Origin of the sequence: Rhodococcus sp. JVH1 (assembly GCF_000280725.2) — a bacterium.
GTDB classification, from domain to species: Bacteria; Actinomycetota; Actinomycetes; order Mycobacteriales; family Mycobacteriaceae; genus Rhodococcus_F; species Rhodococcus_F jostii_A.
On sequence record NZ_CP166289.1, the window covers coordinates 489,128 to 511,837 of the forward strand.

Below are 22,710 nucleotides of genomic sequence, written 5' to 3' on the forward strand. Positions count from 1 at the left end.
CAGACCTACAGTGCGTGGCGTGTGACGGCCTGTCGCACATCGGGATCGAACGGTTGCGCTAGACCACTCGCTCCAGCGCGCGCACGTCGGCATCGAGTTTCCGGTACAACCAATACACGGCGACGAATGCGAGCCCGGAGGCCGCGCACAACCCCAGGACCGAGTCGCGCACGAGAGGAAGCTCCGCGGGTTCGAGGGTGCTGAATCCGGCCAGCACCCCGACCAGTGGCACGGACGCCGTCACCGCCAGGTAGACCGTCGTTCTTCGGCGCAGCCCGCGAAGAACAACGGTGTCGTGCGCAGTCGTGAGGCCGTGGCGCAGATAGATGGGATAGACGCAGCGAACGACGTAGAACGTCGACAGAAAGAACGTGTACGCAACGGAGATGGTGCCCGCCACCAGAACAGTCGTCGCCGCATGGACCATCAGCCGGGCCGGAAGGTCCGTGAACCAGCGAAGGAACATCACCCCCGCCACGGATGCGCAGACCGCAAACACGAACGTGTTCAGGGCACACATATCGCCCCAGACCAGTGTTCGCGACCGCACCCGCGCGAGGACGGCCTCGTCGTAGCGTCTGCCCTTGCGTAAGCCGCGAGGAACCGCGAGCAGATCACGCGACATATAGGCGTAGATGAGAACCGCCAGCGGCCAGGCACAGAGGTTGAAAACGATCGTGCTCGTGTAGAGCTTCGCGTACGTGGCATCGGACAGGCGCTCGTTGAGCAGTTCCTGGAGGTGCACGGCGAGGTACATGGTGGCCAGGCCGATGCCGACCAGCGAGGACGACCACAGAATGGGGGTGGGCGATCGGGACAGTCGCGCCCGCCAGCTGTTCGGGGGCGGATAGACCAGGTCGCGGGACCGCTCCTCGAGGCACAGGTCGAGCTGCTGGGCCAGTTCCGAACCGGACGGGTAGCGATCGTCGCGGTCGGGCGACAGGCACTTCAGAAGCACGCGGCGCAACGCCATCGGGCAATCCGGCGGAAGCTCCGACAGGAATTTCGCCTCGACGGGGCTGCGCCGCAGCTCGAGCATGCGGGCCAGCGACGTCTCCGACTCGGCGGCGGAGGTTTCGTCCGCGAAGGGACGGCGTCCCGTGAGCAACTCCCACAGCATGACAGCGAGCGCGAAGATGTCGCTTCGCGTGTCGAGGTCGGCGGCGGTCGCCGGCGAGCCCGGATGGCAGGCTTCGAGCTGTTCGGGCGACATGTACGCCAGCGACCCGCCGAAGTAGGCCAGCGGACTCGTGCCCTTGATGCGATTGCTGGCGCTGACGTTGAAATCGGCCAACTTCGGAATTCCCTCGGCGCTCAGCAGCACGTTCGCGGGTTTGATGTCTCGATGCAACACTCCCCGCTCGGATGCGTGCTGAAGCGCGTCCGCGAGTCGGCGGCCCAGCCAAGCCACAGTCTCCGGCCACGTCAGTGCGGAGGCCCGTGCGCGAACGGCGGATTCGCTGGGCCGAACCTCACCCTTGGCAGCAAGGACCCCGTCGACGGCATCGAGCAGTAGTTGACCACTGCGGTGTTCCGGAGGCGTCGAGCGCAGTAGGTGCACCACGTCGAGCAGCGTTCCCCCCGGTAGGTACTGCATGTAGAGCAGCTTCAGTTCGCCGTCGGCGATCAGTCGCTGGTCGAAGATCCGCACGATGTATTCGTGGTCCAGTTGGGCGAGTGTCTGCGGCTCGATGCCGTGGTTATGGGAAATCTTGACCGCGACCAGGCGTTGCATCGATTGTTGCCGAGCCAGATATACCTGGGCGAAGGCGCCGGACCCGATCCTCATCAGAAGGTCGAAATCGTCGACACGGTCGCCGACATCGATGTTGCCCAGAACAACTTGCGCCAATGGACGGGCAATCATCGTGCTGCAGTAGTCACTCGTGAGCTCGTCGAGGTCGGGGCCACCCGCCATGGTCGCCGCCTCGGCGGCCATGGTTGCCGTATCGACTCCGTGCGCACTTCGGCGCAGGGCGTGGAATTCCTCGTAGACCAGGTCGGCAGGAAGCGGACCCTCCTGCAACTCCGCGAACTCCGCACGGTATTCGGTCAGTCGTTTGGGGAAGCAGTGACGAACCCAGCGGTATTCGAGGTCGATCTTGATCAGTTCGATCAGTATCGAACGCCGCTCCGCCGGTTCGCGGGGTAGGAACGCGGACAGGTCAGGCGGGGACCCGGACCCCCAAGCCTCGGAAAACCGTGCCACGACGGTGGCAAGCGCTGTGCGGGTTCGTTCGGCTGATTCGACCAGATCGGTCGGCTCGTACATCGGTAACTCGGAGTGTGGCCCCGTGCGATCACACGGCGACTACGCCCGGTGCGGCCTTGTGTCGTTGTCGACCCACATTGTGTCCTTCCGCCGAATCCCCCGATCAAGGGTATCGCTCCGCTACGAGCGCATGGGCGGCAAAAGCGGGGATCGGCCTCGGCGGTAGGGACTGCCCAGCCGAATCCGGGAATCGTCGAGTATTTGCCGGTACCTGCGCGATGCAGCACGAGACGCACCCTTCGCGAGGCACGATAGATCGGGAGGTCGGCGCCGCTGACACGGTCTCAGCGGCAACCACCGGCGGTGATCGTGAGGGTGGTCGTATGAGCAACACGACATCTGTCGTGGGTCGACGGGTGCTGGGGCTGGTGTTCTTCCTCGTCCTCGCGTTGTACCTGGCACTCTCCGTCGGGATGTTCGACAAGCGGTTCACCAGGGTCGTCAAGGTCGACCTCGTCACCGATACCGCCGGAAATGCCCTGCCTCCAGATGCAGACGTGAAGGTCCGAGGCCTCATCGTCGGCGAGGTGCGCTCCGCGTCCTCCCAGGAGGACGAGGTCACCCTGGCTCTCGCGATCCAGCCGGACAAGGCGCCGCTGATTCCGTCCAACGCGACGGCGCGGTTGCTGCCCAAGACGCTGTTCGGTGAGCGGTATGTGTCGCTGATCGTTCCCGAGGGCGACACTGCTCCGCCGATCCAGGCCGGCGACACGCTGCGTCAGGACAAGAGTGGCAGCGCCGTCGAGGTCGGTCAGGTTCTGGACGGTCTGCTGCCGCTGCTGCAGGCGATTCCGCCGCAGGACCTGGCGAACACGCTCGGCGCGCTGTCCCAGGGACTGAGCGGCCGCGGCGCCGAACTCGGCCTGACACTCGACCGTCTCGAGGAGATCTTCGGCGGGCTGAACACCGAACTTCCTGCCATCCAGGAGGATCTGCGCGGTCTGGCGAACTTCTCGCAGACGTATTCCGAGGCGGCACCCGACCTGGTCGACGCCCTCGACAACCTGCGTACCACCGGAAACACCGTGGTGGAGAAGCAGGGCGAGATCTCCACGTTGCTGGCGTCGCTGACCGGAACGAGTTCGTCCACCGCGGATCTCCTGCAGACCAACGCCGAATCGATCGTCAGCATCGCCGCCGATTCGCGTGAGGCGCTGCAGCTCCTCGGCCGCTACTCGCCGAGCTTCGGTTGCACTCTGGCGGACTTCGTGAAGGCCGAACCGATAGCCCGAGAACTGCTCGCCCTGGACGATCCCTATCCCGGCGGTCGTGGTTCTGTTCAGTTCATCAACCCAAAAGGTCGCTACCTGCCCAACCAGGACGAGCCGCGCCTGCTCGACGACCGCGGACCGGCTTGCTACGACAACGTCACCGCACCGGGCGGGAACTTCCCGCAGTACCCGGGCGGATCGTTCAACGACGGCTCGTACCAGGTTCCGTCGCGAAATCCCGGCCCGTCGACCATCGAATACTTCCCGGCGCCCGCCGGCGTCCCCGAACAGGTCCCGGGGTACGGATCCCAGATCATGCCCGCAAGTTACGCGGGTTCGAAGATGGAGCAGGACACGCTGGACGTCGTCTACGGCGAGGCCGGGGGCATGGCGCCGGAAAACGTGCCGAGCTGGACGACACTCGTGGGCGCCCCGACCATGAGGGGAACCGACGTGTCCTTCAGATGACGACCCGCGACCGTCGCCCGGGCCCCGGACCGCGGTTCGTCAGATCGCCGCCGCGAGGACCTCGACTCCCGGTCCGTCGAGGTCGTCCAGCGCCACCCTCCGACCGGAGACGGCCAGGAGAAGCGACAGGGCGGTGCCGCTCACCTCGGGGCCCTCTCCGATCGACACGTCGGTGTCCGCTGCGGTCAGCCGGACGCGGGCCACGAGTTCTCTGGCACCGCCGAAGGACGCCGGGGTGCGCGTCTGCAGGCGGAGCGATCTGTCGACGGCCTCCGCCGGGTAGGAGCGGGTGAGTTCCAAGGGCCGACGGATGTCCTCACCGTGGACGATTTCCTCGACGAGCCGGCTGTCGAGGGGTGCCGGAGGCGTCGACGTCCGCGACGCCACCTGACGAAGCCGAGCCAACGTCTCCCGCGGTGAGGCACCGCGCTCGCGTTCGACACCGCGGGCATTCTGGCGGTCGAAGTCGAACCGCGCCCGCGCGAGACCGACCATGAAACCGAGGCGCGTCGTCCGAGCCGTGTCGACCAGGTGGGCGACCACGTCGTGCACCGTCCACTCGCCGCAGAGCGACGGCTCGTCCCACCGCGCCGCGTCGAGACTCCCGAGGTCGTCGATCAGCGCCGCACGCTCCGCGTGCACCATCGACCAGACATCTTCCACAGCTCGCTCCTTCGGTCGGCCACATCGTATGCACGGTAAGACTCGTCGCGACACGGAATCTCATCGCTGCTCGGGGAACGACCGAATGAGAGCCGACCCACATGGTCAGCCGTCGATGGTGAGCAGGTCTGCGAGGTTGTCCAGGCTCGCCCGCACCGTCCGTGAGTACGCCTTCGCGACTATCGGGTCAGCCAGCTTGCCGAAGATTCCTCCGAGGCCACTTTCGCTGTCGGTCCGATAGGTGAACAGGGTGCCGCCGTCGATTTCCACGAGCCTCGTCGTCGCGGTGAAGCCGACCTTGCTCTCCACCGACTTGGACGTGGCCACCTTCAACGGCTCGTACTCGACGAATTCGGTCACCCAGTCGAGGCGCCTACCCAGAATGCGGGTTACCCCGCGCCACCGGGTGCCCACCCCGAGTTCCCCGTCGGTGAGCTGCTCGCATTCAACGGTGGACGCCTCCCACGACGGCCAGTTCTCCGCGACGGTGACAAAACTCCACACTTCCGACGCAGGACGGGCGATGACGACGGACTGCTCGACAACCGGCATGGTGATCATCCTTCTGGTGATGGCTGGATCGGAGTCGACCTGCCTCGTCACGCTCCTCAGGCGATGTAGGGCCAGAAGACTGGAGACCGGTCTGTTTGATTTTCCCCTCTGTGCGGGGTCGCTGTCACTGATGGTTAGCGCATCAAAGCGCTGGTAGCGGTGTAGGCAAGCCCACGAAACGCCGACGAAACCGGTGCTGGATCGATCCGCCGAGGAGCAGAGATGATCGAACCATGACATCGGATCGCCGTACGCTTCGGAACACCTTCGAGTTGGCCGCCGAGAAGTACCACCCCGCTCGGCCCAGCTATCCGTCGGCGCTCTATGACGAACTCGTCCTCACGAGCGGACTGCGCCCAGGTGACTCGCTACTGGAGATCGGAGGAGGCTCGGGCAAGGCCACCGTCGAACTCGCGCGGCGGGGCTTCACCATCACGTCGGTCGAACTCGGGCATGAATTGGCAGCGATCGCGCATGCGAATGTGGCGCCGTTCCCCAACGCCGAGGTGGTCTGCGCCGATTTCGAGCACTGGGAGCCGGCGCCAGGCATGACCTACGACCTCGTATTCGCGGCAACCTCCTGGCACTGGATCGACCCCGCAACGCGATACATCAAGGCGGCCAGCCTCATTCGCCCCGGAGGGCATCTGGCGTTGTGGAGTGCACAACACGTGTTCCCGGAAGGTGGGGACCCGATCTTTCGAAAGATCCAGCCCGTCTACGAGGAGATCGGCGACGGTCTCCCGGATACCGCGACGTGGGCGCGCCCGGGTGACCTGGCCGATCATCGGGCCGAAATCGAGGAGAACGGGCTCTTCGACAGCGTCGTGGTGCGTCACTTCGACTGGGAAGTCAGCTACGACGTGGACGGCTACCTCGAGCTTCTCGACACCTTCTCCGGCCACATCGCCATGGCGAAATGGCAACGGGAATGGCTGTACAGCGAGATTCGTCGTCGAGTTGCCGAGCGGCCCGAACGCCGCATCCGGCGGCACTTCGGTGCAGTCCTGCACATTGCCCGCCGCCGCAACCGGGCGATTCCTCCGAATCCGCACCGCTCCGGCTCGATCCCGTAAACGCAGGTGGAGACCCGACCGACTCTCGATCAAGGCTGGGGAGCGTCGCGGGCTTCGGTGTCGCCGTCGAACGCGCACAGGCAGCGTCGCTCCGCTCCCCCGAACAGTGCGACCGCCAACCCCAGAACGCCTGCACCGCCGGCCAACACCGCACCGAGCATGAAACATGTCAGTCACACACCGCAGCCATCCGCGTCCGAACGGCACGTCAAGGCGGACTCAGCATCGCGGACCGGGCGATTCTCCGGATCAACGGATCCCTCGCCCTCGGCGTGGCACGAGCCTGGCCTCACCGAAGCCGACCGCATCGGACACCCCTGCCCACAACTGTGGGAAACACACACCACCATCCGCGAGGGCCCTCACAACGCGGCCACCGGCGACGGAGACATCTACGACGCCCGCGCCCGCGCCCGCCAATTCGCCGTCACCGCGGGCAACTACATCGCCCCCGCCGCAGGAAGCCTATCCGTCCAACGCGGCGAACCCTCCGAGAGAATGGTCCGGGAAGCCGCCTTCAGCATGGTCTGCACCACCATCCCGGAAATAAAGTCACGCATCCTGACCACCCGTCACCCCCAGTGAATCTGCGAGACCGAGGCGCGATGACACCCGAACCGAGTCAGACGTTCACGACAGTAGCGGCAAGCTGCTCACATATCCCCGGTCCCATCGCCGGCGTCCCGCTCCCGGCACACCGTCCACGAACAGCGGGAATCCGCACTCGCACAGATCCGCCATGCCTGTGCCAAGCCCGGCCAAAGCGACACGATCCTCGATTGATCGCAGCAGGACGTGCACCCACGGGCGGGAGTCCACCATGCGGGCACCCGAGCCCGCACAACGATCGTGTGCAAACAAGCCCAGCGTGATGCGCCGTGCATCACGTGCACCCCAAGTCGTGAGTGCAAACTCTGGACTGGCACGGCACCCGGCACCATGGGCGCGGCGCCGGATCGGCGGCAAGCAGGTCGCAGCCGACTCGAGTCAGCCGGACCCTTCGACGTACGACGCCAGGTTTGCCAGCGAGGAGGCGATCCCGGCCTCGTGTGCCGCTTGGTCTATGCCGGGTGGCACGTCCGTGGCGGTGACGGTCACCTCGGTTCCGTCACCGGCGGCGGCGAGGTGCCATGTCATCGTCATGGTGCCCGCGTACGAGGGGTCGTCGGCTTCGAACACCGCCCGCTGCACCACGCGTTCCGGTGGCAACAGGTCGGCGAATCCGACATTGACGACATCCGTCGCATCTGACGTCTTTCCGGGGCCGTCGGCGGGGTCGAGGTAGGTCAGGACCATCCGGAACCCGCCACCAGGCCGGGGATCCCACCGCTCGACCCGTCCGCGCATGCCGTCCGGCGGCAACCAGGCCTCGAGGGACTCCCGGTCGAGGAGAGCGCCGTACACAGTCGCCGGTGGTGCCGCGATCGTCCGGCTGGCGCGGTCGGTCCTGTCCATCGCCCGATTCTAACTAGCGCCGCCCCGTCCCAATCAATGCCGACGCGGATGGATGTGTTTCGGGGTACTGGCGGCGGGCTCATCGGCCAACCACCGGTAGACACAGGCGATTTCGACGAGTGTCCTCCTCTTGATGAGCGTCCCTGCCGTGTCGGACAGCCGTTGCGCACCGCGAGGTGCGCGTACCGCTAGTCGCCGCCGGTGCCTCTCTCCCGCTGTCCGCGCACTCCTCAAAGCGGCGTTTCGGCGGCGTGACAGCAGGATTCGGCAACCCGGTAACAATGCTGCGGGCGAGTCGGCGTCCCGCGGTGCGGGCGTTGATCCGCTGGATCCTCTTCGTGATCCTTGCGCGTCAGTGGGCGACAAATGCTTCCATCGCAGGGTGTTGGGCCTGCCTACGGGCGCCCAATATCGTGCGCGCCGATGTAGTTCATTGGCAGAACATCAGCTTCCCCAGCTGAATACGCGGGTTCGATTCCCGTCGTCGGCTCCCCAGCGCTCCAACAAGATCAACTTCGCGACCACCGGATGCGCTGTTACCGCTGCCCGTCCGTTCGCACGCCCCCCGGGCGCCGTCACAGCCTCTTCCGTCCCCATCGGCACAAGACCGGCAACCGTGGACCAGTCACCCAGCAACTGCCCGGGGTCTCCGGCGAGTCAACCCTCGCCGAGGAGGTAGTGGCCGTTCCATTCCCGGACCACGCCACGAGTACTCATGCTCCCCAATGGTCACACACGTCGCCACCGGAAAAGGATCCTTCGACCGTCGCACGAAAGCAGGGTGAGCGCGCCCGGTCGCCCGTATCCCGATGGACGCTCGGCAGACAGTCATTGCAGACCTCGTCGATCATCCCGCCTCGTTCGACCGCCTCCGCGTCTCCTCGATGCGCTGGCGCTGCCGGACCCCGTACGCCGCCTCCTTGACGGCGGCGTCGTCCTCGAGACCCGACCCGAGCGCCCCACCGATGGTGGCGATGGACGCCAGCAGCCAGGTGAGCGTGAGGTAGTCGGAGAAGTTCACCCCGCGCCCGAGAATGCGGGACAGCAGTTCCGGGGGAAGAGCGAGACACGCGGTGAACAGGAGCAGGCAGAACAGGGCCACGTGGAGGACGATCACACCGATGACCAGGGTGGCGACGGTCGCGGTGTTGTACAGCGCCGATCGATCGCGCTCCTCCGGCGACTTCGGCCGCTCCCACAGTTCGTGATCGAGGATCAGCCAGAGAATCATCGCCACGATCGACAGGATCGTCGCCGCACTCATACGCCATGGGCCCATCGTGTCGGCGAACAACCAGATCGTGTCGGTGGCCAGTGCGATCGCACCCGTGGCGAACGCGCCGACGAGCACCTTCGACAGTCCGGTGACCAGCCGCCACGGCCGGTTCGCCCGCACCATCCCCGACAGCAGTCGCAGTCGCCGCAGTCCCGAGGGCGCGAAGTACCGGATGCCGTCCTCGATCTGCACACACGGGAACCGTCGCGCCGTGCCGGGGGGCATGAGTTCCGGTTCCCCGAGGATGTGGGCGATCGCGAGTTCGGTGACGGTGCGGATGCGGCGCTCGATGTGGACGCCGCCCACCGCGGCGACGGAGATGAGCGCGAAGAGGTGGTCGGCGCTGACGTCGGCCACCACCGGCAGGGTGTCTTCGCGGCGCGGTAGGTCGGTGAGGTACACGACGACGTCCTCCCCTTCGGAGGACGGATCGACCGCGTCGATCACGTCTGCGAAATCCGCTTGCTCGTCTGAGAGGTAGGGCTTGCTGCGCACGCACGTCGTCCACCAGCGCTCGAGGCGGTCACGGCTTCGCATGCGTTGCGGCAGGTGCTCCGCGACGCGTTCCGCGAGAGCCGCAGGCGTGCCCGGATCCGCGATGAACAGCACCGAGACCTGCTCACCCGCGGCACCGGATTGCCCTCCCCGCAGGTGCTCATTCGCCTCCACTGCCTTCGCGTACCCGCCCGGTCTGCCCCCAAACTGCCCAGGCAGTGGGTGCGCATGCATCACAGCGCCGCCGCGGATCTCCGCTGCCTCTCCGGTAGACACCACGAGCGGCCGAGGATGCACCGTCGACCACTATCGGCGGGATCTGGTGCGGTCGGTGCACCTCGGCCGAACGGGTACATCATTGTCCGGTCATCGATTCCATGACCGGACATCGTCGGGGAATCACGGCAGAGGGCCCTGGCCGCTCTCGATTCGCTGCTTCCGCAGCATGAACTCGGCCTCTCCGAAATCTCGGCTAACCCCGGCACCGTAGGGATCGGCCATCGACGTCGAAGGTGGTCGGGCAGAACCTGACGGTGAATGTCCTGCCGCGGTTTCTCGATTTCGTGTCACGAGGACACGCTGACGGCGATGCTAGCCAACGCCCGCAACGTGCCGGGCCGCAACACAGATCCCGTCCGTACCCGCTTCGGTCGCGCTTGGAATCGTAATTCAGCTGGTGGGGCGGTCTGTCACGGTGACCGAGATCTGCTGGGTCTCCCTGCCGCGGAGCACGGTCAGTTCGACTCGATCGCCCGGGTCGACGGCACGGAGCGCCGCGATAAAGTCCTCTGCCGACTCGGTGTCGTGGCCGTTGACCGCGGTGATGACATCGCCGGGCCGGATACCCGCGGTCGCAGCCGGACCGAGCGGGACGACCTCGAGGACGACGACACCGTTGGTGCGGTCGACTGCCAGTTGTTCGGCGATCTGCGGGGTCAACGTGCCGGGTTGAATGCCGACGTACGCATGCTGGGCGGTTCCCGAGGCCAGCAGCTGGTCCGCGACATCGACGACATTCGCCGCGGGGATGGCGAAGCCCAGAGCCACCGCACCCTCCGACGGAGGAATGTAGGCCTGACTCATCCCCACGACCCGCCCTTGTCCGTCGATCAGCGCACCCCCGGAGTTACCCGGCGAGATCGCGGCGTCGGTCTGAATCAGGTCCACCAGCGGCGCCCCGGTGGAGGCCGACCCGGGGATCTGACGGTGCAATCCTGAGATGATGCCCGAGGTGACTGTGGCCTCGAACCCCAGTGGACTGCCCACGACTACGGCGAGCGCACCGACCTCCGGCAGCGCTGTCTCGAACGTCGCCGCAGTCAGATCCGTGCGGTCCGCTTGAAGGACCGCGACGTCGGTCACGCGATCGACGGCCCGCACGTTCGCGGACACCTGTTGCCCGTCCGCGAATGCCACACTCACCTCCCGGGCACCCTCGACCACGTGGGCGTTGGTGACGATGGTGCCGTCAGTCTTGTAGACGATGCCGCTGCCCACGCCGGACCCGGTGAGCACGGTCACGACCGAGGCCTCCACCTGCCGGACCAGTGCCGGCAGGTCTACGGCAGGCCCCGCTGAGGGCGTCGAGGTGGTGGGAGCCGAGGCGCCGCATCCCGCGAGGAGGAGGACCACGATCGCGACCAGCGGCGCCCAGACCGAGGAACGTACGGTCGACGGCACGCGCATCAGCGACCGCCCTCCGTGAGGAATCGGTCTCCTACATACACCTGCCGCGAGCGGGCCCACCCGATCAACATACCCCTGCCTGCTCCCGTGGTCGGCGACTCCCGACCCGCCTCACATACCCAATTGAAATCTACATCGACGATTACAGTGGCGTTTCTCAACTACTACGGCGACGAGTCGTATATTGTTGTACTACTTTCACTTTCAAACCAGCTCCCCCGTTTAGGCCCGATTCGGTTGCCGTACAAAGAAATCAGAGTTCAGCGACTCCACCGAATGGGCTGATCCAACAGCTGAGAAGTGGATTTCGCCGCTGTTCGATTCTGCGCCAAGTAATTAGAGTCCACCGTCGGGGGCCTGATCCTCTACGTGAGGATGAAGCAGCTGTTATTCCCAGTGCTCCCGCGACTGTACTGTCAGGGTGGAATCGGCTTCCTGCTTTCGGCTTGCCGGGCCCTAGTCACTCACTTCCTTCGGCTGCGAAAATTTGCTATCGGGAGTTGTACTCATGGATTCCCGGAGTAGTGGCTGATGCCCGTAGTACCGGCCGCCTCGAGCGGGTTCCGGCGGAAATTTATGCCCTGGGTGGGGTGTGGACGCCACTGTCCCCCGTTGTGTGGACGCTCATGATGCGAATCTTGGTGACGCCCAGAGGCGGATGAGGAACTCTCAGGCGGTTGGGCCTCCGTGAGCTCAAACGATTGACTGATCGACCGAACGCCGAACTGGTACGCGCGGGCTCGGCGAATCCCGAGTCATTAACGCCTAGGGGGCGTGATGTCAGAGTCCAGTGGCGGGACCTCCGCGGTCCGTCCGAACCGACCTGCCCGCCAGGTGGTAGCAACGTTCGACAACTACGCCGACGCTGAAAGCGCCGTCGACTATCTCTCCGACCAGCATTTCACGGTAGACAAACTGGCCATCGTCGGTCGCGATATCGAGCTGGTCGAGCAGATCGTCGGCCGCTTGAACTACGGCTGGGCCGCTCTGCGCGGCGCCGCCGCGGGCGCGCTGACGGGTGCGCTGTTCGGCTGGATCTTCGGGTTACTCGATTGGGTCCAGCCGCTGCTCACGGGCCTCGCGCTCGCCTTCTACGGGTTGGTGTTCGGTGCTGTTGTCGGCGCTCTGCTCGGCCTGCTCATGTATGCGCTGCAGGGCGGCCGGCGCGACTTCACCTCGATCCAGTCATTACAACCACGTCACTACGAAGTCCTCGCCGATGTCGAGGTTGCGGACGAAGCCGTCCGCTTGCTCACCGGCCGAACCGATCGAAAGGAATGAGTCATGGCGACCGCTGTAGGTATAGACCTAGGCACCACCAACTCGGTTATCGCAAGCTGGCAAGGCGGCGAGCCGGTGGTGATCTCCAATGTCGAGGGAGCGCGGACGACGCCGTCGGTGGTGGCGTTCACCGAGAGCGGTGAACGCCTAGTGGGTCAGCTTGCCCGACGGCAGGCGATCTTGAATCCGAAGGGCACGATCTACTCGGCGAAACGCTTCATCGGACGCCATTACGACGAGATCTCCGAGGAGGCCAAAGCGGTCAGCTTCGACGTCGTGCCGGGTGACAACGGTGAGGCCCGATTCGACGTGCGGGGAAAGAAGTACGCGCCGGAGGAGATCAGTGCCCTCGTGCTGCGCAAGCTCGTCGACGACGCGAGCAAGTTCCTCGGTGAGAAGGTCAAGGAAGCGGTCATCACCGTTCCGGCCTACTTCAACGACGCGCAGCGCAACGCCACCAAGGACGCCGGCCGGATCGCAGGCCTCGAGGTTTTGCGGATCATCAACGAGCCGACCGCTGCGGCACTGGCGTACGGCATGGACAAGCAGACCCACGAAACCGTACTGGTCTTCGACCTCGGTGGCGGCACCTTCGATGTGAGCCTGCTCGACGTCGGCGAGGGAGTGGTCGAGGTTCGTTCCACGGCCGGCGACTCCCACCTCGGCGGCGACGACTTCGACCGACGCCTGGTGGACTACCTCGCCGACGAATTCCAGCGTGCGGAGAATATCGATCTGCGCAAGGATGCGCAGGCGTTGCAGCGCCTCTTCGAGGCCGCGGAGAAAGCCAAGGTCGAGTTGTCCTCGGTGACACAGGCCCAGGTCAACTTGCCCTTCGTCACCGCTGACGCGAACGGTCCCAAGCACCTCACCACCACGATCATGCGGTCGAAGTTCGAGGATCTGACGGCGGATCTGGTGGAACGCTGCCTCGACCCGGTGAAGCAGGCGATGAGTGACGCCAAGGTCACCGCCAACGACATCGACGAGGTGATCCTGGTCGGTGGTTCGACACGTATTCCGGCGGTGCAGGCGCTGGTTCGCCGGCTCACCGGCGGTAAGGACCCCCACATGGGCGTCAACCCGGACGAGGTCGTGGCGCTCGGTGCCGCAGTCCAGGCGGGCGTGCTCAAGGGCGAGGTCTCCGATGTGCTGTTGCTCGATGTCACCCCGCTGTCCCTCGGCGTCGAGACGCAGGGCGGGGTGATGACCAAGATCATCGAGCGCAACACGACGATCCCGGCCCGGCGCAGCGAAGTGTTCTCCACGGCGGAGGACAATCAGTCCGCCGTCGACGTCGTGGTGCTGCAGGGCGAACGCGAACGAGCCGCCGACAACCGGGTGCTCGGCCGGTTCCGGCTGGAAGACATCCGCCCCGCGCCGCGTGGCGAGGCCCAAGTCGAAGTCACTTTCGATATCGACGCCAACGGCATCCTCAACGTCACCGCCCGCGACAAGGACACCGGCAAGGAGCAGAGCATCACGATCAGTGAGCAGGGCAACCTGGACACCAGTGAGGTCGAGCGCATGCTGGCAGAGGCCGAACGGAACCGGGGTGAGGACGAGGAGCTGCGCAAAGCGGTCGACGCACGCAACGCGCTCGATTCGGTTGCATATCAAGTGGAACGGCGACTCGCCGAACTCGGTGACAGTGCGCCACCGCACGACAAGGCGCGGGCCGAGATGCTGATCGCCGACGCCAGGAAGGCCGTGAAAGACGGTGCTTCACCCGCGGAGGTAGAGCCACTCACCTCGGAGCTGCAGCAGCTGCTCTACGGGCTAACGCCGGTCCAGGACGGCGGCGACGGACATCAGGCTGGAGGCGCAGAGGCTGCGTCGTCGGATGACGACGACGTGATCGACGCCGAATTCGATCGAAGCTGAGGCACACGATGGAAAGGTCTGCAGATCATTCGACGACCGAGCCGGCTACCGACGGTACCGACAGGGATCAGACCGAGACGGCGCCTGATCGCACCGACACGGGGGCCGAGTTGGCTCAACTCGAGGACCGCTGGCGCAGGGCCCTCGCAGATCTGGACAACCTGCGCAAGCGGTACGCCAAGGATCTGGACCGTGAACGCGCCGCGGAGGTGGCGAAGGTTTCCGCGGCATGGCTGCCGGTTCTGGACAATTTAGAGCTTGCGCTGGCGCATGCGGGAAGCGATCCTCAGACCGTCGTCGAGGGTGTGAAGGCGATCCGGGAGCAGGCGGTGCAGGTGCTGTCGCGGTTCGGCTTCGAGCGTCACGACGAGGTCGGTGTGCCGTTCTCCCCGGAGCTCCACGAAGTGGTCAGTGTGGTGGCCCAACCCGACCTTCCCTCCGGGACCGTGGTCGAGGTCTTGCGCCCGGGCTACGGGGAGGACGGGCGGCAGCTGCGTCCCGCCGCGGTGGTCGTCAGCCGCCCCGAGGGGTGAGCACCGATGGCGCGTGACTACTACGAAGCGCTCGGGGTCCCGCGGGGCGCCGCCGCCGACGAAATCCAGCAGGCCTACCGCAAGCTGGCCCGCAAGTACCACCCCGATGTGAACAAGGACCCCACTGCGGAGGACAAGTTCAAGGAGGCCAACGAGGCCTACCAGGTGTTGTCCGACCCGGACACCCGGAAACGCTACGACCGATTCGGTGCCGACTTCCGGCGTGTGCCCGAGGACTACGACGAACGGGTCCGGGCAAGCGCCGGTGGGTACGGTGGCGGCGGGTACGGCGGTGGGGGCGGGGGCAGAAGGGTGCACTTCGGTCACGGTGTCGGTGGCGAAGGCGGCGTCGACTTCGAGGACCTCTTCGGGCAGATGTTCGGCGGCGGTGGCGGGTACGGGCCGATTCCCGGCGCCGATCAGGAAGCGGAACTGGAACTGACCCTGGAAGAGGCGTACCGGGGCGGCAAACGCACTCTCAGACTGGACGGACGGCAGTACGACGTCGACATTCCGGCCGGTGTCCTGGACGGCCAGCGAATCCGGCTGGCCGGGCAAGGCGGCCGGGGCAACGGTGACGCGCCGCCCGGGGATCTGTACCTCGTGGTGCGGATCAAGCCGCATTCCCGGTTCCGGGTACAGGGCCGGGACATCTACGTCGACCTGCCAATATCGCCATGGGAGGCGGTCCTCGGGTCGACCGTCGTCGTTCCCACCCCGGGTGGCGAGGCGAAAGTCAAAGTGGCTCCAGGCTCGTCGACGGGAAGGAAGCTGCGCCTGCGCGGAGAAGGAATGCCCAATTCGCGTGGCGCCAACGGCAACCTCTACGCCGAAATCAAGGTGATGGTGCCGCCGAAACCGACAGCACGCGAACGCGAGCTGTTCGAGCAGTTGGCCACCGAATCGAACTTCGATCCGAGGAAAGAGACATGAGCACCCCGACCCCGGTCACCCACTACGTATTGGTTCGCCGTACCGGACTGTCACCAGATGCCTTCGCCGAACGTACCGGGCTGCACCCGGACCTGGCACGCAAGCTTGTGGCTCTCGGCCTGCTCGACGCCCACCGCGACACCGGCGGCGAGATGTCGTTCGAACCATCCGAAGTGGCCCACGCCGCCCGCATCCAACGGCTGCGGACCGGTCTGGGCCTGAACTACTCGGCAATCGGGCTCGTGCTCGATCTGCTGGATCGAATCGAGAAACTCGAAGCAGCTTCCCGCAGAAGGAGGACACCCCCATGGACACCGGCAGCCTGACTGAGAAGTCACGAGAAGCCCTGCAGGAAGCCCAGAACGTAGCGACCAGAATGGGTCACACCGAGGTCGACGGAGAGCACCTGCTGCTCGCGTTGGTCGACCAGCAGGAAGGGCTGGTACCCCGACTGCTCGAGCAGGCCGGCGCGAACGTCGATGCCCTGCGATCCGATCTGGAACGTGAACTGTCGCGTAGGCCGAAGGTCAGCGGCCCCGGCGCGACGCCCGGTCAGGTGACGATTACCCAGCGCCTGGCCAAGCTGCTCGACGCCGCGGAACGGGAGGCGAAGCGACTCAAGGATTCCTACGTGTCGGTGGAGCATCTCGTGATGGCCCTCTCCGAGGAGGGGTCGGCCAGTGCGGCCGGGCGGGTCCTCGCCAGTCATGGGGTCACACGAGACGCCTTCCTCACGGCGCTGACGAAAGTGCGCGGCAATCAACGCGTCACCTCGGCCACCCCGGAAGGGGCGTACGAGGCGCTGGAGAAGTACGGGCGCGACCTCGTCTCCGAAGGGCGGGCAGGCAAACTCGATCCGGTCATCGGCCGGGATACCGAGATCCGCAGGGTAACGCAGATCCTGAGCCGGAAGACGAAGAACAATCCGGTGCTGATCGGCGACCCCGGCGTCGGGAAGACCGCGATCGTCGAGGGCCTCGCCCAGCGGATCGTCCGCGGCGACGTGCCCGAGGGCCTGCGCGACAAGACGATCTTTTCGCTCGACATGGGTTCCCTGGTGGCCGGTGCGAAGTACCGCGGCGAGTTCGAGGAGCGACTGCAGGCGGTGCTGTCCGAGGTGAAGGCGGCCGAGGGGCGGATCCTGTTGTTCGTCGACGAGTTACATACAGTGGTCGGTGCGGGATCAGTCGGCGGCGAAGGGTCTCTCGACGCCGGCAACATGCTCAAGCCGATGCTCGCTCGCGGCGAACTGCACATGATCGGTGCCACCACTCTCGACGAGTATCGCAAGCACATCGAATCCGACGCAGCACTGGAGCGACGCTTCCAGACCGTTCTCGTCGACGAGCCCAGCGCCGAGGATGCGATCTCGATCCTGCGCGGACTTCGAGAACGCCTCGAGGTGTTTCACGGCGTGAAGATTCAAGACGGCGCACTGGTGGCCGCCGTGACCCTCTCGCACCGGTACATCACCGACCGCTTCCTTCCGGACAAGGCGATCGATCTGGTAGACGAGGCGTGCGCCCGGCTACGCACCGAAATCGATTCGATGCCCGCCGAACTCGACGAGCTCACCCGGAAGGTGACCCGGCTGGAGATCGAAGAGGCCGCGCTGTCCAAAGAAACGGACGCGGCCAGCAAGGCGCGCCTCGAAGAGCTGCGTAAGGAGCTGGCCGACCTGCGGGCCGAGGCCGACGCCCGGCACGCTCAGTGGGAGGCGGAGCGGCAGGCGATCAGGCGGGTGCAGGAGCTGCGGGGAGAGCTGGAACGATTGCGCCACGAGGCCGAGGAGGCGGAGCGCAACTACGACCTCAATCGGGCCGCAGAGTTGCGATACGGCGAGATCACCGCGCTGGAACGCAGGCTCGAGGCGGCGGAGGAACAGCTGGCCACCAGGCAGGGCCGGAATCCGTTGCTGCGTGAAGTGGTCACCGAAGACGAGATCGCAGAGATCGTGGCCGCATGGACGGGTATCCCGGTCGCCCGGCTGCAGGAAGGCGAGCGGGAGAAGCTGTTGAAGCTCGACGAGATTCTGCACGAGAGGGTCGTCGGTCAGGACGAGGCGGTGCAACTGGTCGCAGACGCGGTGATCCGGGCGAGGTCCGGTATCCGTGATCCGCGCCGGCCGATCGGTTCGTTCATCTTCCTGGGCCCGACGGGCGTGGGAAAGACCGAGCTCGCAAAGACGCTGGCCAGTGCCCTCTTCGACAGCGAAGACAACATGGTGCGCCTGGACATGAGCGAGTACCAGGAGCGGCACACGGTGAGCAGGCTCATCGGTGCGCCCCCCGGGTACGTCGGGTACGACGAGGGTGGCCAGCTCACCGAGGCGGTGCGCCGCAAGCCGTATTCCGTGGTGCTCTTCGACGAGATCGAGAAGGCCCACGCCGACGTCTTCAACACCCTGCTACAGGTGCTCGATGACGGCCGGATCACCGATTCTCAAGGCCGGCAAGTCGATTTCCGGAACACCGTGATCATCATGACCTCCAACATCGGATCCCAGCATCTCCTCGAGGGAGTCACAGCCGACGGCGAGATCAAGCCGGACGCCCGGGACTGGGTGCTGGCGGAACTGCGCGGGCACTTCCGTCCCGAGTTCCTCAACCGGGTCGACGACATCGTGTTGTTCACCCCGCTCACGCTGCCCCAGATCGAGCACATCGTCGAGCTGCAGCTCACCGATCTTCGGAACAGGTTGTCGGAGCGCCAGATACACCTGGATATCACGCCGGAAGCACGCCGGCTCATCGCCGAACACGGTTTCGACCCGGTCTACGGTGCGCGGCCGCTGCGACGGTACATCGCCCACGAGGTAGAGACCAAGATCGGTCGTGCGCTGTTGCGGGGCGAAATCGAACCGGGTGGCACCATCAGTGTCACGGTGGACGGCGGCGAGCTCGCCGTCGCGTATGCGGAACCCGCCGTCGCGGCGGCCTGAGGAGAGGTGTCGTCATGGGATCCGACAAGGTGAAGTGTCCGCACTGCGGCAAGGTCAACAAGGTGCCGGCGGCCGGGGACGGAAAACCCCGCTGCGGGAACTGCCACGAGCCGCTGCCGTGGATCGCCGCGGCAGGGGACGACGACTTCGCGGAGGTCGCCGACAAGTCCTCGGTGCCTGTGCTGGTCGATCTCTGGGCGACATGGTGCGGCCCGTGCCGCATGGTCAGCCCGGCGCTCGAGCAGCTCGCCAGAGAACGCGCAGGTCAGATCAAGCTGGTCAAGGTCGACGTGGATGCTGCTCCCCAGACGGCCGAACGGTTCACCGTCCGCGCCGTACCAACTCTGCTGGTGATGGACCGGGGTGAGGTCCTCGCTCGTCAGGCGGGCGCAGCTCCGGTACCCCAGCTGCGCACGTGGCTCGATCAGGCGCTCTCGGAAAATGCAGGCAAGGAAGCGAAGTCATGACTTATGTCCATGCGGACCCACACGTGGCCGCGATCCGGGCCGTGGTGCCCCGGACCCCGCAGGGTTGCGAGGAATGTCTTCGCCTCGGCACCCCGTGGGTGCATCTGAGGCTGTGCCTGACGTGCGGACACGTCGGTTGCTGCGACTCTTCGCCGGGCAAGCACGCGAGCGCGCACGCTCACGCCATCGGCCATCCGATCGTCCAGTCGATGGAGCCAGGTGAAGATTGGCGGTGGTGTTATGTCGACCAGAACTTCGTCTGAGGACGCCGCACCCGTCGGCGTCAATCAGCCGGTCGACGAGACTCCGGACGAGGAAGGTGCTTTCCCGCGGCTGACGGACGACCAGGTCGCGACGCTCGAGGTCGGTGGCACGCGTCGATCGGTTCGCGCCGGCGAGGTGCTGATCCGAGAGGGCGCGCCCAGCAACGACTTCTTCGTCATCCTTTCCGGCAAGGTCGCGGTCCTCGACGAGGGCGACGGGGACGGCGAACGCCGGATACTGCGCGTGCACGGTCCCGGCCGCTTCCTGGGCGAGCTCGGACTGCTGGAAGGCCAGGTGGCGTTCTTCACCGCCGAAGCGATCGAGGATGGCGAGATGCTCGTCCTCCCCGCCGAGCGGGTGCGCGGGCTGGTTGCCCACGATCCCGTGCTCAGCGATCTGATCCTGCGCGCCTACCTGGTGCGCCGGCACCTGCTGATCGGGCTCGGCTCGGGGTTCCGGATCATCGGCTCCTGCTATTCCCCGGATACGCTGCGGCTTCGCGAGTTCGCCATCCGAAACCGGTTGCCCCACCGGTGGATCGATCTGGAGCGGGACGAACGGGCGGAGCAGCTGCTGCGCAGCCTGGACGTCGCCCCCGAGGACACTCCCGTCGTGATCTGGCACGGCGACAAGGTGCTGCGCAATCCGACGAATGCGGAACTCGCCCGCATCGTCGGGCTTCCGGTCCCGGACTCGGTCGCGGACGCAGCCCAGGACGTGTGCAACCTCGTGGTCGTGGGTGCCGGACCGGCCGGTCTGGCCGCGTCCGTGTACGGTGCCTCGGACGGGTTGAACACGGTGACACTGGAGTCGATCGCCGCGGGCGGCCAAGCCAGTACCTCCTCCCGGATCGAGAACTACCTGGGCTTCCCGGCAGGGATCTCCGGCTCCGAATTGGCCGAGCGGGCCGTGATCCAGGCCGGAAAGTTCGGCGCCCGCATCCTGGTGTCGGCGGAGGTGACCGGTTTGGGATCCGAGGCCGGGAACCATGTGCTCCGGCTGGCGGACGGCGGCGCGGTCCGCGGCCGGGCCGTCGTGCTCGCCACCGGGGCGCGATACCGCAAGTTGGCAGTTCCGGGAATCGAGGCACTGGAGGGAACGAGCGTGTACTACGCCGCGACCTATCAGGAAGCGCGGATGTGCGGCACCGATCCGGTGGCCATCGTCGGCGGCGGAAACTCCGCCGGCCAGGCCACCGTCTTCCTCGCCGGCCATGTCTCCCACGTCCACCTGCTCATCCGCGGCGATGACCTCGGAAAGAGCATGTCCCGATACCTGGTCGACCAGATCGAGCACCACCCGCGCGTTACCGTGCACCGGAACACCGAGATTCGTATGGTCCACGGCGAGAAATACCTCGACGAAATCGTGGTCGAGGACAATCGCACGGGCGACCAGGACACGATCCGGGTGCACGCCCTGTTCGTCTTCATCGGGGCGACGCCGCACACCGGGTGGCTGGCCGACGCGATCGCACTCGACGACCACGGCTTCGTCCTCACGGGCATGGACGCGGTCCACGCCCGAGGAGACGGCAACCGGCCGATCAGCGCCGGGCTGTCCAGGACGCTCGAAACCAGCCGGCCCGGCCTATTCGCGGCGGGCGACGTCCGCCGCGGCTCGGTGAAACGAGTTGCATCCGCGGTCGGTGAAGGAGCGATGGCGGTACGCCAAATCCATGAATACTTCGAAAGGAGCTGACGACATGCCAGTGATGGGCACCGTGAAATTCCAGCGGTTCTTCCGGGCAGCGGCTGGACTGCAGGTCGACCGAAACGACCTCAAGCGCTATACGGATTTCATCGACGACAAGATCTACGACGTGATCCTCATCGGCAAAGCCTCGGCCAAGGCAAACCTGCGGGACGTGATCGAACCGTGGGACCTGCCGATCACCAAAGGGCTGCAGGAGAGCATCCACCGGTTCGAGAAACTGGACGAGGAGATCGAACTACAGCCTCTGCTCGATCAACTGACGGCCCGGCCGCCCTTGGACGTGGCCCTCTCCGAGGAGACCGAGCAGCGACTGCCGCTGATCGCCGGAGGCTTGAGCGTGGCGCTGGCGCATACCTTCGTCACGGTCGAGCCGGACCGCAAGAACCCCGGGACCGCCGAATGGAACGTCGCCTTCGACATCTTCCACCTACTGCTCTGACCCCGGACCGGCGGTCCGGCAGATCAGTAGATCGCCGGGACGCGAAAGGAACTCGTCAAGTCCATCACCGATGCAGACCTGATGCTGTTGAAGGTGGCCACCAGATTCGAGTGGGCAACAGGTCCATCCCACCACGGCTCGCGGCCCGCCCCCACCAGGGTTGACGCCGACTCACGCACAGCGCTCGCTTCTGAACAAGGGAAATGAGCGTACCCGGTCAGTCGGCGACGAATCGCGCGCTGGCACCACGCCAGATCACCAAACGACCACCCCCAATGGTCAAGCCGCGAACAAACTGCCGCGAACAAACGAGTGCGGACAATGCCACGGCAGACCGACCGACGTAGTCGTTCCATAGCTCGACCACGCGCGCGAACACCTGGGCCGCAGCGGCGCGGTGCCGGACGAGAGCCGACCAGGCGGGTTCTCCACCGCTGCTGCGGCAAGCGCTGAATCGATCTCGGAACAGCACCAATCTGAGCCTACGGTGCCTGGCACCCACTCCTACCTCAACCCACGATCGGCCGGACGCCACAGGCCGAGACGGTGCGCAGACATGCGGCCACCTCGGCCGGGAGTCGTCTCGGCACCGGATAGGCCAGGTGTCCTCGCCGAGCATGACCACGGAGAGGCTAAACCCACGAAGACGCCGCATCACCGCCGACCGCTCGGCCTCCGTAGCCGTCCAGGACACTTGGGTGTCGACGGTGACCTGTCCCCAGCATGCAGCGGCGAGCAGTTGTGCGGCGGGACCGCAGGCACGGTAACCCGCAGTGTCCGCGTCAACGGTGGTGGGAGCAACTGGTGACGTGGGGTCGGGTTCGCCGCCCCGCAGCGTCGCCCTGCTCCGCGAGATGACGTGCGTGTCAGGGCGCGCGGGCCGGTGTCGGGTACACGGGCGTGCCCGTTGTCTGTGTACAGCAGTCGCGGCAACATCCTTCGACGAAGGATGAGAGAGGAGTTCGCCCCCTCTGTTCTGGTAATCCCATGAATGATGATTCGACCGTCACCGATCAGCGTGTCTCCGACGAGGCGTGGCGTTCGGCTCGACAGGTCCGGAGGACCTTATCGACATGGCGGTGGATGGCACGGGACCAC

General features: G+C 65.9%; 20 protein-coding genes and 1 tRNA gene. 14 read left to right on the forward strand and 7 right to left on the reverse strand.

Going from position 1 to position 22,710, the window contains the following annotated elements:
* Positions 1 to 58 precede the first annotated feature (58 nt).
* Positions 59 to 2,272, reverse strand: a complete 2,214-nt coding sequence (locus JVH1_RS02395) for a serine/threonine-protein kinase (RefSeq protein WP_009479976.1) — start codon at positions 2,270 to 2,272, stop codon at positions 59 to 61.
* 323 nt (positions 2,273 to 2,595) lie between these two features.
* Between JVH1_RS02395 and JVH1_RS02400 the strand changes: the two genes are divergently transcribed.
* Positions 2,596 to 3,951 (forward strand): MCE family protein, encoded by a 1,356-nt coding sequence (locus JVH1_RS02400; RefSeq protein WP_009479975.1) that lies wholly within the window; start codon positions 2,596 to 2,598, stop codon positions 3,949 to 3,951.
* 39 nt (positions 3,952 to 3,990) lie between these two features.
* On the opposite strand, the gene JVH1_RS02405 is transcribed toward JVH1_RS02400, so the two are convergent.
* Together JVH1_RS02405 and JVH1_RS02410 are read right to left on the reverse strand one after the other, a co-directional pair.
* A complete protein-coding gene (locus JVH1_RS02405; RefSeq protein ID WP_009479974.1) occupies positions 3,991 to 4,614 on the reverse strand; it encodes a maleylpyruvate isomerase family mycothiol-dependent enzyme in 624 nt (207 codons plus the stop codon).
* Positions 4,615 to 4,719: 105 nt separating this feature from the next.
* On the reverse strand, positions 4,720 to 5,175 hold the full coding sequence (locus JVH1_RS02410) for an SRPBCC family protein (RefSeq protein ID WP_051033812.1): 456 nt from the start codon (positions 5,173 to 5,175) through the stop codon (positions 4,720 to 4,722).
* A gap of 224 nt (positions 5,176 to 5,399) precedes the next feature.
* Here JVH1_RS02410 and JVH1_RS02415 point away from each other — a divergent pair, with 224 nt between their 5' ends.
* Positions 5,400 to 6,242: a trans-aconitate 2-methyltransferase gene (locus JVH1_RS02415; protein ID WP_009479972.1), complete on the forward strand. Its 843-nt coding sequence runs from the start codon at positions 5,400 to 5,402 to the stop codon at positions 6,240 to 6,242.
* A 29-nt stretch (positions 6,243 to 6,271) separates the two neighbouring features.
* Here the strand turns inward: JVH1_RS02415 and JVH1_RS02420 are convergent, their stop codons facing one another.
* A complete protein-coding gene (locus JVH1_RS02420) occupies positions 6,272 to 6,403 on the reverse strand; it encodes a hypothetical protein (protein WP_009479971.1) in 132 nt (43 codons plus the stop codon).
* Between JVH1_RS02420 and JVH1_RS02425 the strand changes: the two genes are divergently transcribed.
* Positions 6,402 to 6,827 (forward strand): hypothetical protein, encoded by a 426-nt coding sequence (locus JVH1_RS02425; protein WP_009479970.1) that lies wholly within the window; start codon positions 6,402 to 6,404, stop codon positions 6,825 to 6,827. The two genes, JVH1_RS02420 and JVH1_RS02425, sit on opposite strands and share 2 nt — an antisense overlap.
* 402 nt (positions 6,828 to 7,229) lie before the next feature.
* Here JVH1_RS02425 and JVH1_RS02430 read toward each other — a convergent pair whose 3' ends face one another.
* Positions 7,230 to 7,697: an SRPBCC family protein gene (locus tag JVH1_RS02430; RefSeq protein ID WP_043782428.1), complete on the reverse strand. Its 468-nt coding sequence runs from the start codon at positions 7,695 to 7,697 to the stop codon at positions 7,230 to 7,232.
* Between the two features lie 419 nt (positions 7,698 to 8,116).
* On the opposite strand from JVH1_RS02430, the gene JVH1_RS02435 reads away from it, so the two are divergent.
* Positions 8,117 to 8,187, forward strand: a tRNA-Gly gene (locus JVH1_RS02435).
* A 357-nt stretch (positions 8,188 to 8,544) separates the two neighbouring features.
* On the opposite strand, the gene JVH1_RS02440 is transcribed toward JVH1_RS02435, so the two are convergent.
* Both JVH1_RS02440 and JVH1_RS02445 read right to left on the reverse strand, forming a co-directional pair.
* Positions 8,545 to 9,642, reverse strand: coding sequence for a membrane protein (locus JVH1_RS02440; protein ID WP_009479966.1), 1,098 nt, complete (start codon positions 9,640 to 9,642; stop codon positions 8,545 to 8,547).
* Positions 9,643 to 10,137: 495 nt separating this feature from the next.
* On the reverse strand, positions 10,138 to 11,154 hold the full coding sequence (locus JVH1_RS02445) for a S1C family serine protease (RefSeq protein WP_009479964.1): 1,017 nt from the start codon (positions 11,152 to 11,154) through the stop codon (positions 10,138 to 10,140).
* Positions 11,155 to 11,931: 777 nt separating this feature from the next.
* Between JVH1_RS02445 and JVH1_RS02450 the strand changes: the two genes are divergently transcribed.
* From JVH1_RS02450 to JVH1_RS02495, 10 genes are read left to right on the forward strand one after another with little or no spacing between them, the layout of a single operon-like run.
* On the forward strand, positions 11,932 to 12,435 hold the full coding sequence (locus JVH1_RS02450; protein ID WP_011598526.1) for a general stress protein: 504 nt from the start codon (positions 11,932 to 11,934) through the stop codon (positions 12,433 to 12,435).
* A 3-nt stretch (positions 12,436 to 12,438) separates the two neighbouring features.
* Complete coding sequence (gene dnaK, locus JVH1_RS02455) at positions 12,439 to 14,319, forward strand: molecular chaperone DnaK (RefSeq protein ID WP_009479962.1); 1,881 nt, start codon at positions 12,439 to 12,441, stop codon at positions 14,317 to 14,319.
* Positions 14,320 to 14,327: 8 nt separating this feature from the next.
* Positions 14,328 to 14,852, forward strand: a complete 525-nt coding sequence (locus tag JVH1_RS02460) for a nucleotide exchange factor GrpE (protein WP_009479961.1) — start codon at positions 14,328 to 14,330, stop codon at positions 14,850 to 14,852.
* Between the two features lie 6 nt (positions 14,853 to 14,858).
* Positions 14,859 to 15,785 (forward strand): DnaJ C-terminal domain-containing protein, encoded by a 927-nt coding sequence (locus tag JVH1_RS02465; protein ID WP_009479960.1) that lies wholly within the window; start codon positions 14,859 to 14,861, stop codon positions 15,783 to 15,785.
* Entirely contained in the window at positions 15,782 to 16,111 is a 330-nt protein-coding gene (locus JVH1_RS02470) for a chaperone modulator CbpM (protein ID WP_009479959.1), read from the forward strand. Before JVH1_RS02465 ends, JVH1_RS02470 begins: the two co-directional genes overlap by 4 nt.
* Entirely contained in the window at positions 16,093 to 18,726 is a 2,634-nt protein-coding gene (gene clpB, locus JVH1_RS02475; protein ID WP_009479958.1) for an ATP-dependent chaperone ClpB, read from the forward strand. Before JVH1_RS02470 ends, clpB begins: the two co-directional genes overlap by 19 nt.
* A gap of 14 nt (positions 18,727 to 18,740) precedes the next feature.
* Positions 18,741 to 19,193: a thioredoxin gene (trxA, locus tag JVH1_RS02480; RefSeq protein ID WP_007297768.1), complete on the forward strand. Its 453-nt coding sequence runs from the start codon at positions 18,741 to 18,743 to the stop codon at positions 19,191 to 19,193.
* Entirely contained in the window at positions 19,190 to 19,456 is a 267-nt protein-coding gene (locus tag JVH1_RS02485) for a ubiquitin carboxyl-terminal hydrolase 14 (protein ID WP_011598522.1), read from the forward strand. Before trxA ends, JVH1_RS02485 begins: the two co-directional genes overlap by 4 nt.
* Positions 19,434 to 21,158 carry an FAD-dependent oxidoreductase gene (locus tag JVH1_RS02490; RefSeq protein ID WP_043782425.1) on the forward strand — a complete coding sequence of 575 codons (1,725 nt, stop codon included), beginning with the start codon at positions 19,434 to 19,436 and terminating at the stop codon, positions 21,156 to 21,158. The genes JVH1_RS02485 and JVH1_RS02490 overlap by 23 nt, the downstream gene beginning before the upstream one ends.
* 13 nt (positions 21,159 to 21,171) lie before the next feature.
* On the forward strand, positions 21,172 to 21,612 hold the full coding sequence (locus JVH1_RS02495) for a DUF1931 family protein (RefSeq protein ID WP_016885041.1): 441 nt from the start codon (positions 21,172 to 21,174) through the stop codon (positions 21,610 to 21,612).
* Positions 21,613 to 22,710: the final 1,098 nt, after the last annotated feature.

Excerpts from the sequence above, each read along its gene's own strand:
- JVH1_RS02395 (WP_009479976.1), bottom strand. The coding sequence starts at position 2,272 with ATGTACGAGCCGACCGATCTGGTCGAATCAGCCGAACGAACCCGCACA.
- JVH1_RS02400 (WP_009479975.1), top strand. The coding sequence starts at position 2,596 with ATGAGCAACACGACATCTGTCGTGGGTCGACGGGTGCTGGGGCTGGTG.
- JVH1_RS02410 (WP_051033812.1), bottom strand. The coding sequence starts at position 5,175 with ATGATCACCATGCCGGTTGTCGAGCAGTCCGTCGTCATCGCCCGTCCT.
- JVH1_RS02415 (WP_009479972.1), top strand. The coding sequence starts at position 5,400 with ATGACATCGGATCGCCGTACGCTTCGGAACACCTTCGAGTTGGCCGCC.
- JVH1_RS02425 (WP_009479970.1), top strand. The coding sequence starts at position 6,402 with ATGAAACATGTCAGTCACACACCGCAGCCATCCGCGTCCGAACGGCAC.
- JVH1_RS02420 (WP_009479971.1), bottom strand. The coding sequence starts at position 6,403 with ATGCTCGGTGCGGTGTTGGCCGGCGGTGCAGGCGTTCTGGGGTTGGCG.
- JVH1_RS02430 (WP_043782428.1), bottom strand. The coding sequence starts at position 7,697 with ATGGACAGGACCGACCGCGCCAGCCGGACGATCGCGGCACCACCGGCG.
- JVH1_RS02445 (WP_009479964.1), bottom strand. The coding sequence starts at position 11,154 with ATGCGCGTGCCGTCGACCGTACGTTCCTCGGTCTGGGCGCCGCTGGTC.
- JVH1_RS02450 (WP_011598526.1), top strand. The coding sequence starts at position 11,932 with ATGTCAGAGTCCAGTGGCGGGACCTCCGCGGTCCGTCCGAACCGACCT.
- dnaK (WP_009479962.1), top strand. The coding sequence starts at position 12,439 with ATGGCGACCGCTGTAGGTATAGACCTAGGCACCACCAACTCGGTTATC.
- JVH1_RS02460 (WP_009479961.1), top strand. The coding sequence starts at position 14,328 with ATGGAAAGGTCTGCAGATCATTCGACGACCGAGCCGGCTACCGACGGT.
- JVH1_RS02465 (WP_009479960.1), top strand. The coding sequence starts at position 14,859 with ATGGCGCGTGACTACTACGAAGCGCTCGGGGTCCCGCGGGGCGCCGCC.
- JVH1_RS02470 (WP_009479959.1), top strand. The coding sequence starts at position 15,782 with ATGAGCACCCCGACCCCGGTCACCCACTACGTATTGGTTCGCCGTACC.
- clpB (WP_009479958.1), top strand. The coding sequence starts at position 16,093 with ATGGACACCGGCAGCCTGACTGAGAAGTCACGAGAAGCCCTGCAGGAA.
- trxA (WP_007297768.1), top strand. The coding sequence starts at position 18,741 with ATGGGATCCGACAAGGTGAAGTGTCCGCACTGCGGCAAGGTCAACAAG.
- JVH1_RS02485 (WP_011598522.1), top strand. The coding sequence starts at position 19,190 with ATGACTTATGTCCATGCGGACCCACACGTGGCCGCGATCCGGGCCGTG.
- JVH1_RS02490 (WP_043782425.1), top strand. The coding sequence starts at position 19,434 with ATGTCGACCAGAACTTCGTCTGAGGACGCCGCACCCGTCGGCGTCAAT.
- JVH1_RS02495 (WP_016885041.1), top strand. The coding sequence starts at position 21,172 with ATGGGCACCGTGAAATTCCAGCGGTTCTTCCGGGCAGCGGCTGGACTG.